General features: G+C 33.5%; 13 protein-coding genes. 3 read left to right on the forward strand and 10 right to left on the reverse strand.

Annotated elements, in window-relative coordinates; translation table 11 throughout:
* Positions 1 to 21: 21 nt before the first annotated feature.
* Positions 22 to 213 (forward strand): hypothetical protein, encoded by a 192-nt coding sequence (locus tag AC2TDS_RS15635; protein ID WP_484736513.1) that lies wholly within the window; start codon positions 22 to 24, stop codon positions 211 to 213.
* Here the strand turns inward: AC2TDS_RS15635 and AC2TDS_RS15640 are convergent.
* The 3 genes from AC2TDS_RS15640 to AC2TDS_RS15650 form a co-directional block, all read right to left on the reverse strand.
* A complete protein-coding gene (locus tag AC2TDS_RS15640) occupies positions 210 to 1,130 on the reverse strand; it encodes an ion channel (protein WP_484736514.1) in 921 nt (306 codons plus the stop codon). The two genes, AC2TDS_RS15635 and AC2TDS_RS15640, sit on opposite strands and share 4 nt — an antisense overlap.
* A 77-nt stretch (positions 1,131 to 1,207) precedes the next feature.
* Complete coding sequence (locus tag AC2TDS_RS15645) at positions 1,208 to 3,241, reverse strand: dipeptidyl-peptidase 3 family protein (RefSeq protein WP_484736515.1); 2,034 nt, start codon at positions 3,239 to 3,241, stop codon at positions 1,208 to 1,210.
* Between the two features lie 53 nt (positions 3,242 to 3,294).
* Positions 3,295 to 3,855, reverse strand: a complete 561-nt coding sequence (locus tag AC2TDS_RS15650; protein WP_484736516.1) for a DNA-3-methyladenine glycosylase I — start codon at positions 3,853 to 3,855, stop codon at positions 3,295 to 3,297.
* Between the two features lie 91 nt (positions 3,856 to 3,946).
* Between AC2TDS_RS15650 and AC2TDS_RS15655 the strand changes: the two genes are divergently transcribed.
* Both AC2TDS_RS15655 and sppA read left to right on the forward strand, forming a co-directional pair.
* Positions 3,947 to 4,354: a DUF6146 family protein gene (locus AC2TDS_RS15655; RefSeq protein ID WP_484736517.1), complete on the forward strand. Its 408-nt coding sequence runs from the start codon at positions 3,947 to 3,949 to the stop codon at positions 4,352 to 4,354.
* Between the two features lie 50 nt (positions 4,355 to 4,404).
* Complete coding sequence (gene sppA / locus AC2TDS_RS15660; RefSeq protein WP_484736518.1) at positions 4,405 to 6,150, forward strand: signal peptide peptidase SppA; 1,746 nt, start codon at positions 4,405 to 4,407, stop codon at positions 6,148 to 6,150.
* A 226-nt stretch (positions 6,151 to 6,376) separates the two neighbouring features.
* On the opposite strand, the gene groL is transcribed toward sppA, so the two are convergent.
* The 7 genes from groL to miaB form a co-directional block, all read right to left on the reverse strand.
* The gene (gene groL / locus AC2TDS_RS15665) at positions 6,377 to 8,014 is read right to left on the reverse strand and encodes a chaperonin GroEL (RefSeq protein WP_484736519.1); all 1,638 of its coding nucleotides are present in this window, start codon (positions 8,012 to 8,014) and stop codon (positions 6,377 to 6,379) included.
* 77 nt (positions 8,015 to 8,091) lie between these two features.
* The gene (locus AC2TDS_RS15670) at positions 8,092 to 8,367 is read right to left on the reverse strand and encodes a co-chaperone GroES (RefSeq protein WP_484736520.1); all 276 of its coding nucleotides are present in this window, start codon (positions 8,365 to 8,367) and stop codon (positions 8,092 to 8,094) included.
* 166 nt (positions 8,368 to 8,533) lie between these two features.
* Positions 8,534 to 8,878, reverse strand: coding sequence for a preprotein translocase subunit SecG (gene secG / locus AC2TDS_RS15675; protein ID WP_484736521.1), 345 nt, complete (start codon positions 8,876 to 8,878; stop codon positions 8,534 to 8,536).
* The gene (locus AC2TDS_RS15680; RefSeq protein WP_484736522.1) at positions 8,878 to 9,594 is read right to left on the reverse strand and encodes a DUF8458 domain-containing protein; all 717 of its coding nucleotides are present in this window, start codon (positions 9,592 to 9,594) and stop codon (positions 8,878 to 8,880) included. The genes secG and AC2TDS_RS15680 overlap by 1 nt, the downstream gene beginning before the upstream one ends.
* Positions 9,595 to 9,603: 9 nt before the next feature.
* Entirely contained in the window at positions 9,604 to 10,107 is a 504-nt protein-coding gene (gene lptE, locus AC2TDS_RS15685) for an LptE family protein (RefSeq protein ID WP_484736523.1), read from the reverse strand.
* Between the two features lie 48 nt (positions 10,108 to 10,155).
* The gene (locus AC2TDS_RS15690) at positions 10,156 to 11,382 is read right to left on the reverse strand and encodes a sigma-54 interaction domain-containing protein (RefSeq protein ID WP_484736524.1); all 1,227 of its coding nucleotides are present in this window, start codon (positions 11,380 to 11,382) and stop codon (positions 10,156 to 10,158) included.
* Between the two features lie 66 nt (positions 11,383 to 11,448).
* Positions 11,449 to 12,906: a tRNA (N6-isopentenyl adenosine(37)-C2)-methylthiotransferase MiaB gene (miaB, locus tag AC2TDS_RS15695; RefSeq protein ID WP_484736525.1), complete on the reverse strand. Its 1,458-nt coding sequence runs from the start codon at positions 12,904 to 12,906 to the stop codon at positions 11,449 to 11,451.
* Between the last annotated feature and the right edge of the window lie 3 nt (positions 12,907 to 12,909).

Below are 12,909 nucleotides of genomic sequence, written 5' to 3' on the forward strand. Positions count from 1 at the left end.
CTTTGCTAAAAATACAATTTTATGTTTACTCCTGGTCGAATTATTTTTGCAAGTTTATTTGTCGTTGTTTTTGCAGTAGCTATGGTGATTAGTTATAAAAAAGATGCAAAAAGAAATAAGAAGTATTATCAAAACGGAGCTTTGTATGTTGCAATAACGATTATTGTAACAATCTTATTGTTGTTTTTGTTTAAATATATAAGTAAGCATTAATTAGTGTTTCCTACATCGCTTAATTTATGATGATCTAAAATTGTATACCCTTCATTATTCAAGGTAGTTGAGGGCTGGTATTTTACATCTGTTTGGATATCTGAAAAGTCGTAAGAGGTGGCCTGATATACAGTTTGACCAAATGATTCTTCATGATATTTTAGTAATATGTAGATTTTAGCATCTAAATTCTCAATTTCAGAAGTAGAGTATTTTTGTAATGGACTTTTGGTGTCAATTTCATGGACTATAGTCCAAACTGTCGGTAAATACATTATTTTATCTCTTTCTAAGCTTAATACGTAGTAATTACGGTTGTAATTGCCTTTTGTATCCTTTTCATTTACCGATAAGGTAACTGTGATTTCAGGTTCAATCATGATTGTTTTTCTGCTGTTCATAAGTCGAAACATAATCGCTTGACCGTCTTTGAAATGCCTTAAAATAAGATTTTCACTAAATCGGATGGCGGCTCTTGGTTTTGAAAACCTTCCGTATAAAAGCCCTGTAATAAAAGAAAAAGAAAGTAAGCCTATCATTGCTTCAAAAGCAGCGATGATATTAGCCGTAATTCCCTTTGGAGCAATACCTCCATATCCTACAGTGGTTAGTGTTTGTGCGCTAAAGAAGAACCCATTTAGAAAATCCTCTAAAAAATTTCCTTTTGAGGGGGTGATTTCTTCAATACCTATAAAATTATAAAGGAAGCCAAAAACAATATTTAACAAAACATACCCAAGAAAAACCAACAAGAAAAAACGATACCAAGATAATTCTATGAAATAGGTATACAAATCATCAATATTGAATTTTTTATTGATATGTATTACGTTAGAGCTTCCGTCTTTATTAATAATGCCACGAATATTTTTTTGTGAATTATACCCAAACCCTGGATCTTTTGCTTTTTTAATCATTAGTATATTTTTAAGGATTAAAAATACAAAACCGATTCTAAACAGAATCGGTTTGTGAAATTCAGATGAAATTATTTCTAATTTTTATCAGATAAAAAGCTATGGTTTTTACTATAAAAATTCATTTGCTCTTCAAAAGAAGAAGGTTGCTTGATTTCGATATCAGTAATGTTTCCAGCATCATCCTTTACCGGGGTTAACACAGGGTTTACAAATCCGCTATAAGGAGCTGATTTGAATTGTTCGTTGCGTTTAAGTACTTCTTTATGAAGTTCCTGATCTACTTTTACACCATAACCTTCAACTAAAGCTTTGGCTGCTTCAAAATCTCCTTCTGACTTTATACGTTGTGTTTCTTTCAATAAACGACCGAAAATTTCGCGAAGTTTCATATAGTCATTGACAACAAAGTATGTTTTACCATTTTTCGTAACTTTTTCAATTACATTGTCTTTTTTTCCTTGCTCAAATGACCAAGCCGATACCCATTGACGATTCACCATATGATCTTCTTCAATGTCATCGCCTAGGTTAATTCTAATTAATTGAGTCATTAAACCGTTTCTTATATAACCATCATAAGCGGCTTTACCAACTTTTTGCCAATCATCAACCAAGCCTAATTCTTGCAATTTAGGATCCATTAAATAATACAGCCCAACTAAATCGGCTCTTCCTTCTTCCATGGTAGAAGCATAATTTTTTAAGGTTTCTTTTGGTTGCCCAATACCTTTATTAATTTGACCAGAAGCATGCCCAATTACTTCGTGCAATGCCGTATGTAATTTATCAGCTAATTTTCCGTATTTTTTCTCTAGTTCAATTTCTTCAGCATCATGAGCAAATTCTTCCAATCTACCGCTTCCACCAGCATTGTTGTAAGCACCAATAATATTCCCTAAAGAAACTGATTTAGAACCATGCTGTTGACGAATCCAGTTGTTATTGGGTAAATTTACACCAATTGGTGTACTTGGAGAGGCATCACCTGCTTCACCTGCAACGTTTACTGTTTTGTAAGAAACGCCCACTACATTTTTCTTTTTATGTGCAGGGTCTAATGGTGCATTATCTTCAAACCATTGAGCGTTATCAGACAAAACTTTCATCTTTTTAGACATATCAAAGTCTTTTAACTGAACGATGGTTTCGTAAGAACCTCTGTATCCTTTAGGGTCGTTGTATACTTCAATAAATCCGTTAATCCAATCAATGTTTCCTTCTGTTGATTCAACCCAAGAAACGGCATATCGATCCCAAACATCTAGACTTCCAGTTTTATAATATTCTATTAACAGCTCTAACGTTTTTCCTTGTTTTTCGTTTTCAGCCACTTCTTTAGCTTTTTCTAACCAAAATATGATTTGATCGATCGCTTGGCCGTACATTCCACCAGACTTCCATACTTTTTCAACGATCTTCCCGTTTTCACGAACTAATTTCGAGTTTAAACCAGCTTCAATAGGTTGTTCTTTCGGACCTTTGTAGGCTTTAGCATAGAAGTTTTCTACATCTTCGCTCGTTATATCAGGATCATAAAAATTAACTGCTGAGGCCAGTACATTATCAACACCTGCTTTTTTGTTTACTTTTTTGGCATCTTTATCATTAAAAATAACATTTAGTGCCTCAGAAGAAATAGCAGTATTGGTATCCTTCAATAGACTTTCTAGGTATTCTTTTGAAAATTCGGGTTTAATTTTATCATTAGAGTAGTGATGGTGAATTCCATTGGAAAACCAAACACGTTTCAGATAGGTTTTAAAAGCTTTAAAATCATCGCTTTCTTTGTTTCCTGTAAAATTGTTGTTCACATTCTCTAAAGCTCTTCTGATTTCCAGGTTGTGACGGTAGTTTTGATCCCACATAATATCACGACCAGCTAATCCAGCTTGCGTTAGGCAGTATACTAACTTTTTTTCTTTAACAGTTAATTCATTAAACCCAGGGATTTGGTAGCGTAAAACTTTAATATCGGCAAATTGTTCAACGGCGTATTCAAATTTTTCAGGCTTAGTATCGGTTATTTTTGTTTCTTTTTTAACGTCAACATTACAAGAAAATAAAATACTTGCAGCAACGATAGCAAAAAGCACTTGTTTTAATTTCATTTATATAATTTTTAGTTTGATTTTATTTTATTTGAGTGCTAAAAGTACAAAATTTAAATTTCTTGGTATCTAAAACAGTCCGTTGTATGGTCATTAACCATGCCGGTAGCTTGCATATAGGCATACATGGTTGTTGATCCTACAAATTTAAATCCACGTTTCTTTAAATCTTTGGATACGTTGTCTGAAAGTTTAGTTGTTGCGGGTACTTCTTCTTTCGTTTTAAAAGTATTTTTAATAGGTTTATGATTAACAAAACCCCAAATATATTTTGAAAAAGAATTAAATTCTTCCTGTATTTTTATATAGGCTTGTGCATTGGATATAGCGGCTTTTATTTTGAGTTTATGTCTTATAATACCAGTGTTTTGCATTAGTTCATTTATTTTGTTTTCTTCATAACAAGCTATTTTTTTGTAGTTAAAATCATCAAACGCTTTTCTAAAGTTTTCTCTTTTTTTTAATACTGTAACCCAACTCAAGCCTGCTTGAAAAGTTTCTAATATTAGGAATTCAAATAGTTGATGATCATCGTGCACAGGAATACCCCATTCATTGTCATGATATTCAATATACAATGGATCGTTACTTACCCAAAAACATCTATTCTTCACGGTTTCTTATTTTAAAGTTTAAAAATACTGTTAAAAACACCTATAATAAAAATAATTTTCGCAATTTTATAAGAATGAAATATGGTTGATTATGAGATTTTTAAAATACCTGCTTACCACTGTTGCTTTCGGTTTCGTTTTTTTTGCATGTAGCTCGTCTATGGTCAAGAATGCATCTGAGGTTAAAGAGGAGCCCGTGGTAATTGCAAATGATAGTTTGGAGTATGAAATAACAATTATTGATCCAGGATTTACTGCGTATTTGAATTCAGTGGCTAGAGCGAGAGGATATCATTCTCAAACGTATTTAGAAATAAGAAATAGATTGTATGTTCCTATATGGAATATGAGAGTGAATAGTCCTAGCCTATACAATCCAAATATTTATGAAAACATAATTACCTATGACCCGAATGTGAACTATGGGTATGAGGTAAATTATCAATTGTTTAATTATTTTGAATTCGCCCAACGTAAATATAGAATAAGATTGCGATAGGTGATTACTACTAATAATGTATCTTTGTGGCAAAAATATAATCATTTGATATGAAATTTTTACGAAATTTATTAGCGTCTATTTTAGGTTTTTTTATTGCTGCTTTTCTAATTTTTGTTTTTTTCGTTTTTATGGCTTCCATAATGAGTTCATCGAAGGAAATTACCGTTAAATCTAATTCAGTTTTAGAGCTTGATTTGACAACTTCCATAAAAGACTATGCACCAAAGGATACAAACCCATTGGCTGAGAGATTAGAGTTGACAGAGGAAAAGCTAGCCTTAAATACGATTATCAATGCAATTGATAATGCAAAAAGAGATGATAATATTCATGGAATTAGTATAAAATCATCATATATAAACGCCGGTATATCGCAAACTCAAGCAATTAGAAATAAGATAAAGGACTTTAAACAAAGCGGGAAATTTGTATATGCCTATAATGATTTTTATCAACAAAAAAACTACTATTTAAGTTCAGTAGCAGATAGTGTTTTTGTAAATCCGCAAGGAGCAATCGATTTTAAAGGATTGTCTACAGAAATATTGTATTACAAAGATTTTCAAGATAAATACGGTGTGAAAATGGAAGTCATACGACACGGAAAGTATAAAAGTGCGGCAGAGCCATACTTAACGAATAAAATGAGTGTTGCAAATCGAGAACAAACTACTTCATTTTTACAATCAATTTGGTTAGAAATGACCAATGAAATTAGTGAGAATCGAACGATTTCCGTAGAAGAACTGAATGAAATTGCAGATAACTCCAATGGTAGAAATGCTGAATTGGCTAAAGAGAATAGGTTAATTGATGACGTTATTTATGAAGATGAGTATATAGATAAATTGAAATTGACTGTTGGAGAAAAAGTTTCTTTTATAAGTCTTCAAGATTATATTGAATCTGGTAAAGGAAAGAAAAATTCACTTTCGAAAAATAAAATTGCAGTAATTTACGCTCAGGGTCAGATTATATATGGAGAAGGAGATGAAGATGTTATTGGTCAGGGGCTTATTAATAAGGCAATAAAGAAAGCGAAAAAAGATAAGAACGTTAAAGCAGTTGTTTTACGAGTTAATTCTCCTGGAGGAAGCGCTTTAGCGTCTGAGTTAATTTGGAGAGAGTTAGCTCTTTTAAAGAAAGAGAAACCTCTAGTTGTGTCTATGGGGAATTTAGCAGCTTCTGGAGGATATTATATTGCTTGCAACGCTGATAAAATTGTGGCGGAACCAACTACGATTACTGGATCTATCGGTGTGTTTGGGTTGATTCCGAATGTTAAAAAATTTGCGGATCATATCGGAATAAATGCGGAACAAGTAGCTACGAATACTAGTGCTAATTATAGTGTTTTCGAACCAATGGATAAAAAGTTTTACCAAGTTACAAAAGAAGGTGTAGAGCAAGTGTATAGCACTTTTGTTAATCGTGTTGCTGAAGGAAGACGAATGACGTATGAGGAGGTAAATGAAATAGCTCAAGGTAGGGTTTGGACAGGAAAAGAAGCGTTAAAAAAGGGATTGATTGATGAATTAGGGAGTTTAGAAGATGCTGTTAAGATTGCCGCAAATTTGGCAGAAGTTGATGTCTATAGAGTTCGAAATTACCCGAGTTATAATATGGATTTAAAGAAGATGTTTAAAGGCTTACCTTTTGCTAACATTTCAAAGGATGACTTGTTAAAAGATGCCTTGGGTACTGAAGGCTATAAATTGTATGAAGCAATGAATCAGGTAAGAAATTTAAAAGGAATACAAGCTAGAATGCCATTTCTTTATGAGATAAAATAAAGCTGTATTTGTTCAAGCTATACCCCATCATGAATAACTTCATGATGGGTTTGTTTTTATATGGTATTCTATGTCTGAGGTTAATTTACCTACGATAGTTGTTGTGGTAAATGGTATTGCCTAATCGTTATGAGTAATGTGCGTAAGGCTATATAAATGGGTAATAAAAAAGCCTTGAGCGAACTCAAGGCTTTTGAATAATAGTATAAAATATATATTTTTTCAATTACATCATTCCTGGCATACCACCACCCATTGGAGGCATTCCAGCACCAGCTGGTGCATCTTCTTTGATGTCAACTAAAGCACACTCGGTAGTTAGAATCATTCCTGCTACTGAGGCAGCATTTTCTAGTGCTACACGTGTTACTTTTTTAGGGTCAATAATACCAGCTTCAAGCATGTTTACATAGGTTTCAGTTTTAGCATTGTATCCAAAATCTTTATCACCTTCTAATACTTTGTTGATAACAACAGAACCTTCTCCTCCAGCATTTTCAACAATAGTTCTCAATGGAGCTTCGATTGCTCTGTTTACTATTTGAACACCTGTTGTTTCATCTAAGTTTTCTGTAGCTAAGGTCTCTAAAACTTGTTTAGCTCTAACCAAAGCAACACCACCACCTGCTACAATTCCTTCCTCTACAGCAGCTCTTGTTGCATGTAAGGCGTCATCAACTCTGTCTTTCTTTTCTTTCATTTCTACTTCAGAAGCAGCACCTACATATAAAACAGCAACACCACCTGCTAACTTCGCTAAACGTTCTTGTAACTTTTCACGATCGTAATCAGAAGTAGTTGTTTCAACTTGCGTTTTAATTTGGTTTACACGAGCTTTTATCAATCCTTCGTCTCCAGATCCATTAACAATTGTTGTGTTATCTTTATCAATAGTAACTGTTTCAGCAGTTCCTAATAAGTCTAAAGTAGCATTTTCTAATGAGAAGCCTCTTTCTTCAGAAATAACAGTACCACCAGTTAAAATAGCGATGTCTTCTAACATTGCTTTTCTACGGTCTCCAAATCCTGGAGCTTTAACAGCTGCGATTTTTAATCCTCCACGTAGCTTATTTACCACTAGGGTAGCTAAAGCTTGGCCATCTACATCTTCTGCGATAATTAACAAAGGCTTTCCTGATTGAGCTACCGGCTCTAATATGGGAAGAATCTCTTGTAAGTTTGATATTTTTTTATCAAATAATAAAATATAAGGATTGTCTAAATCGGCAATCATTTTATCAGTATCTGTAACAAAATAAGGAGACAAATATCCTCTATCGAATTGCATTCCTTCAACAACATCAACGTAGGTATCTGTACCTTTTGCCTCTTCTACAGTAATAACACCTTCTTTTCCTACTTTACCAAAAGCATCGGAAATTAAGTTACCAATAACAACATCGTTATTAGCTGAGATAGAAGCAACTTGTTGAATTTTTTCTGAAGAGTCTCCTACTTCTTTGGCTTGTTTTGTTAAATCTTTAGTAATAGCATTTACCGCTTTGTCAATACCACGTTTTAAATCCATTGGATTTGCTCCTGCAGCAACATTTTTCAACCCTTCTTTTACAATTGATTGTGCTAAAACCGTTGCGGTAGTAGTACCATCACCGGCTAAATCATTTGTTTTAGAAGCAACTTCTTTTACCATTTGAGCTCCCATATTTTCAAGAGGATCTTCTAATTCTACTTCCTTTGCTACAGATACTCCATCTTTTGTTACAGAAGGAGCTCCGAATGATCTTGAAACAATTACGTTACGTCCTTTTGGACCTAATGTTACTTTTACAGCGTTAGCTAAAGCGTCAACTCCGCGTTTTAATCCTTCGCGAGCGTCAACATCAAATTTTATATCTTTTGCCATTTTTTCTAATTTTTGGTTCCCTAGTTTAGCGAGCTAATCAGGGATAATTGTTTAAATTACTTGATTTTTTAGTTTATTTAGATGATAGCGAAAACATCGTTTTCTCTCATAATTAAATAATCTTTACCGTCTAATTTTAATTCTGTACCAGCGTACTTACCATACAGAACAGTATCACCAACTTTTACGGTTAAAGGTTCGTCTTTCGTTCCAGTTCCAATGGCTACGATAGTTCCTTTTTGTGGTTTCTCCTTAGCATTATCTGGAATAATGATTCCCGATGCGGTGGTAGTCTCTGCTGCAGCTGGTTCTACAAGAACTCTGTCTGCTAAAGGTTGAATATTTAATCCCATACTATAATTTTTTAGTAAGTTGTTATGTTATTTAATGTGTCAAATTTAGACAGAAACTGTGCCATTGTTTTAATGCTGACACTTTTTCAATGAGTTGAGATATTTGTAAAAAAAAATGTCAACGTTAATGACACGTTGACATTTTTTCTAAATATTTGATCAATGATTATTGAACACTGTCTTTAGTTGTGCTTGAAGCCGGACTTTCACTAGTTGTACTTGTCGTTTCTATTTCGTTTAATGTATTGTCTAATTGAGGCGCATTTCCAGCGTTTCCTCTTGGTATCGCAAAGTTTGCAATTAATATTAAAGCAAACATTGTTATGGCCAAAGTCCAAGTAGTTTTGTCTAAGAAAGTGTTAGTATTTTGCACTCCACCGATATTTTGAGCTCCGCCACCACCAAATGAAGAAGACAAACCTCCACCTTTAGGGTTCTGCACCATCACAATTAAAATCAATGCTATTGCAACTATCAAAATTAAAACTAAAAGTAAAGTATATGTTGTCATTATTTATTGGTTTGTAAAATTTTAATTCTTTTAATTTGGTCTGCAAAGAAACCACTTTTTTCTGGATATTTCAAACTTAATATTGTATAAGCTTTGATGGCACTATCGTATTTTTTTTGTTCGAGGTAAACTTTAGCCAAAGTTTCAGTCATTAATTGATGGTTGTTCTGTGGATTTTCTGAAACTTTAAAACTTGTAACTACTCCTTTGGTAGGTCTACTTATTTTAGGGTTGGTTTCTATGAAATTTGTGATAATAGCATCTTTTTCTGGTTTTGTGGTTTTTAAAGAATCTCTTTGAATAACTTTCGTTGAAGAGAGTTCTAACCATTGATTAAAAGAAAAAGATTCACGTTTAGAAAACGCTAAAGGAGCGCCAATAGCCAGCTGTTTTTTTATGTTTTTACTTTCTGAAGCCTTGGTTTTTGAAAGAATAATGTCTTTTAGATTACGCTTTTCTTCAATAGGAGTTGTTTTAAGAAAATCTTTAGAGGTAATAAAGTCAAATAATACGGCCCTGTCGGTTGTATAAGCAGCTGTTACTTTTAACTCACTATTATATTTGTAGCTTTCATCACTTTTTAAAAACTTTAAGTGCAATACTCTAGCTAATTGGAAATAAGGGTATTTTTCAATGACGGATTTTAACGTATTGATATCTTCTTCCCGAAACTTATCGGAATTTGCTAAAAATTGTATGTCATCACTTGTTATCAATTTAGAAGTTTACCATTTAGCAACCGAAGCGTTAAAAATATCTTGAGTAATACGCTCTAGAATTTCTTCTAATGCGCTATCTAATACTGAACCTATTAGTTGTTCAGAAGCACCATAGTCATGATAAAATGAAAATTGTTTTTCAAAATTATCTTTCTCTTCTAAGTTATTAACGAAACGAACATTCACTACTATCGTAAGTCTGTTTTGTGCAGCTGTTTGGTTTGCCGTAGCACTCATAGGGGTAATACGATAATCTGTAATTTCTCCTTCAAAATGCAATTCACCATTAGTTCTAACCAAAGTTAAGTTGGTTTGACGTGTAAATAGGTCTTGCAAATCTTGGGTAAAACGTTGACTTAAGGTAGGTTCTATTATAGGGGCTTGATTTTGGAAAAAATCAATTTGAATTGTTTTCGCATTTGTATTACCACCAGTAAAAGAATAAGTACCACAAGCAACAAATATGAGCGTGGCAAATACAAAAAGTAAAATGGATATAAAGTTCTTCATGTAATTAATCTAGTTGTGTAAATATAAACAAAACGGTAGTAAAATTATTTATAAATCGTACTGCTTAATTTTGCGGTATAATGTTCTTTCTGAAATACCTAATTCTTTGGCTGCCAATTTACGTTTACCATTGTTTTTTTCAAGAGATTTTTTGATCATTTCAATCTCTTTTTCTTGTAAAGATAAATTTTCATCTTCTTCAATGGTTTCTATAAAATCGTAATTATTTTGATTTGAAGGCTGTGGCATTTGAACCACTTCAACTTTAGGAGACTCGACTTGCTGTTCTTGATAAATTTTTTGTATCAATCTGTGGTTTTCTTCTTGAACCTCCTTTGAATTACCATCTTTCAATAAATCTAGTGTTAGCTTTTTCAAATCATTGATGTCATTTCGCATGTCGAACAAGATTTTATACATAATATCTCGTTCGTTTGCAAAATCACTTTTGCTACTATCACTACTATTAACAACAGCAGGTAAATTTCCCCGTATATTAGGTAAATATTGAACTAATTTTTCGGTGGTAATAAGTCTGTTTTCTTCTACCACAGAAATTTGTTCTGCAATATTTCTCAATTGTCGAATATTTCCTGGAAAACTATAATTCAAAAGTATTTTAACAGCAGCTTCATCCAGTCTTATCGTAGGCATACGGTATTTTTGAGCAAAATCTGATGCAAACTTCCTGAACAATAGATGAATGTCTTCTTCACGTTGTCTAAGGGGAGGTAGCGGGATTTCAATTGTGCTTAGCCTGTAATATAAATCTTCACGGAATTTTTCTTTCGAAATAGCTTCATGCATGTTTACATTTGTTGCAGCTACGATACGAACATTTGTTTTTTGCACTTGAGAAGATCCTACCTTAATAAACTCACCGTTTTCTAAAACACGCAATAAACGTACTTGAGTTGTTAAGGGTAGCTCTCCAACTTCATCCAAAAAAATAGTACCTCCGTCGGCAACTTCAAAATATCCTTTTCTTGTAGCCGTCGCTCCAGTAAACGCTCCTTTTTCGTGTCCGAAAAGTTCACTATCAATAGTTCCTTCAGGTATTGCGCCACAATTTACAGCGATGTATTTAGCGTGTTTTCTGTGAGATAATTGATGAATAATTTTGGGAATACTTTCCTTACCAACACCACTTTCACCAACAACTAAAACTGAAATATCGGTAGGTGAAACTCGAATGGCTTTTTCTATAGCTCTATTGAGTTGTAAATCGTTACCAATAATACCAAAACGTTGTTTCGTAGCTTGTAAATTTTCCATATATTTTTAGTTCAAGATTATTTATTGAATTGTAAAAAGATCTTGATTTCTATAGTTTAGTTCTTCTTATAAACTATTGTCAGAATATCCAACAGCAGTTCCGATCAAAGTAGTTGAAGTACAATCTTCAACTTTCACATTCACAAAATCGCCCATTTTGTAATTTTCTTTTGGGAAAACTACTACGGTGTTTTGTGTATTTCGTCCTTTCCAATGAGCATCTGATTTTTTAGAAGTTCCTTCAATCAATACTTCTTGTATATCACCTACTTGTTCTTGAGCTCTGTATAAGCTATGTTTTTGTTGTAAATTAATGATTTCCTGTAAACGACGTTTTTTAATAGCTAATGGAATATCATCTTCCATTTTTTTGGCAGCTAGCGTTCCTGGTCGCTCAGAATAAGCGAACATAAACCCAAAACTGTATTTTACCTTTTCCATTAAGTCAAGAGTATCTTTATGATCTTCTTCTGTTTCACCGCAGAAACCTGCAATCATGTCTTGACTTAAATGCATTTCAGGAATAAGACGATAAATATTTTCAACTAAATCTAAATATTCTTCTCTAGTGTGCTGTCTATTCATAGCTTTTAACATGGCATTACTTCCACTTTGAATAGGTAGGTGGATATACTTGCAAATATTTTTATGTTTTGCCATCACGTGTATTACATCTAAGGTCATGTCTTGAGGGTTAGATGTAGAAAATCTAAAACGCATTTTAGGGAACTCGTTAGCACACATATCTAACAGTTGAGCAAAGTCTACAGCTGTGGCTTTAGCCATTTCAGAAGCCTTTTTGAAATCTTTTTTCAGACCACCTCCATACCACAGGTACGAATCAACGTTTTGTCCGAGAAGCGTAATTTCCTTAAATCCCTTGTTGTGCATTGAACGAACTTCGCCAATAATACTTTGAGGGTCTCTACTTCGCTCTCTACCACGGGTAAACGGAACCACGCAAAACGTACACATGTTATCACATCCTCGTGTTATAGAAACAAAAGCAGATACACCATTAGAGTTTAGTCTTACAGGCGATACATCCGCATAGGTTTCTTCTTTTGACAGAATAACATTTACAGCATCCCTTCCTGCTTCAACTTCCTCTACTAAATTGGGTAAATCTCTATAGGCGTCTGGTCCCACAACAAGATCTACAATTTTCTCTTCTTCTAAAAACTTTGCTTTTAACCTTTCAGCCATGCACCCCAAAACACCCACTTTCATTTTTGGGTTGCTTTTTTTAACATGGTTGTATTTTTGTAGTCGATTACGTACAGTTTGCTCTGCTTTTTCACGGATAGAACAGGTGTTTACTAGCACCAAATCAGCTTCCTCAATGTTTCCAGTAGTATTAAAACCTTGTTCCGCAAGAATTGCCGCAACAATTTCGCTGTCGTTCATATTCATTTGGCAACCATAACTTTCAATAAAAAGCTTTTTACCGTTGCCTTCTTTCTGGTCTGTTAATAAGGGTTTACCCTGCTTCCTTTCATCAATTATTTTCTCAACTTGTTCCATAAA

The sequence above is a fragment of the Tenacibaculum profundicola genome (assembly GCF_057220795.1).

Excerpts from the sequence above, each read along its gene's own strand:
- AC2TDS_RS15635 (WP_484736513.1), top strand. The coding sequence starts at position 22 with ATGTTTACTCCTGGTCGAATTATTTTTGCAAGTTTATTTGTCGTTGTT.
- AC2TDS_RS15640 (WP_484736514.1), bottom strand. The coding sequence starts at position 1,130 with ATGATTAAAAAAGCAAAAGATCCAGGGTTTGGGTATAATTCACAAAAA.
- AC2TDS_RS15645 (WP_484736515.1), bottom strand. The coding sequence starts at position 3,241 with ATGAAATTAAAACAAGTGCTTTTTGCTATCGTTGCTGCAAGTATTTTA.
- AC2TDS_RS15655 (WP_484736517.1), top strand. The coding sequence starts at position 3,947 with ATGAGATTTTTAAAATACCTGCTTACCACTGTTGCTTTCGGTTTCGTT.
- sppA (WP_484736518.1), top strand. The coding sequence starts at position 4,405 with ATGAAATTTTTACGAAATTTATTAGCGTCTATTTTAGGTTTTTTTATT.
- groL (WP_484736519.1), bottom strand. The coding sequence starts at position 8,014 with ATGGCAAAAGATATAAAATTTGATGTTGACGCTCGCGAAGGATTAAAA.
- AC2TDS_RS15670 (WP_484736520.1), bottom strand. The coding sequence starts at position 8,367 with ATGGGATTAAATATTCAACCTTTAGCAGACAGAGTTCTTGTAGAACCA.
- secG (WP_484736521.1), bottom strand. The coding sequence starts at position 8,878 with ATGACAACATATACTTTACTTTTAGTTTTAATTTTGATAGTTGCAATA.
- lptE (WP_484736523.1), bottom strand. The coding sequence starts at position 10,107 with ATGAAGAACTTTATATCCATTTTACTTTTTGTATTTGCCACGCTCATA.
- AC2TDS_RS15690 (WP_484736524.1), bottom strand. The coding sequence starts at position 11,382 with ATGGAAAATTTACAAGCTACGAAACAACGTTTTGGTATTATTGGTAAC.
- miaB (WP_484736525.1), bottom strand. The coding sequence starts at position 12,906 with ATGGAACAAGTTGAGAAAATAATTGATGAAAGGAAGCAGGGTAAACCC.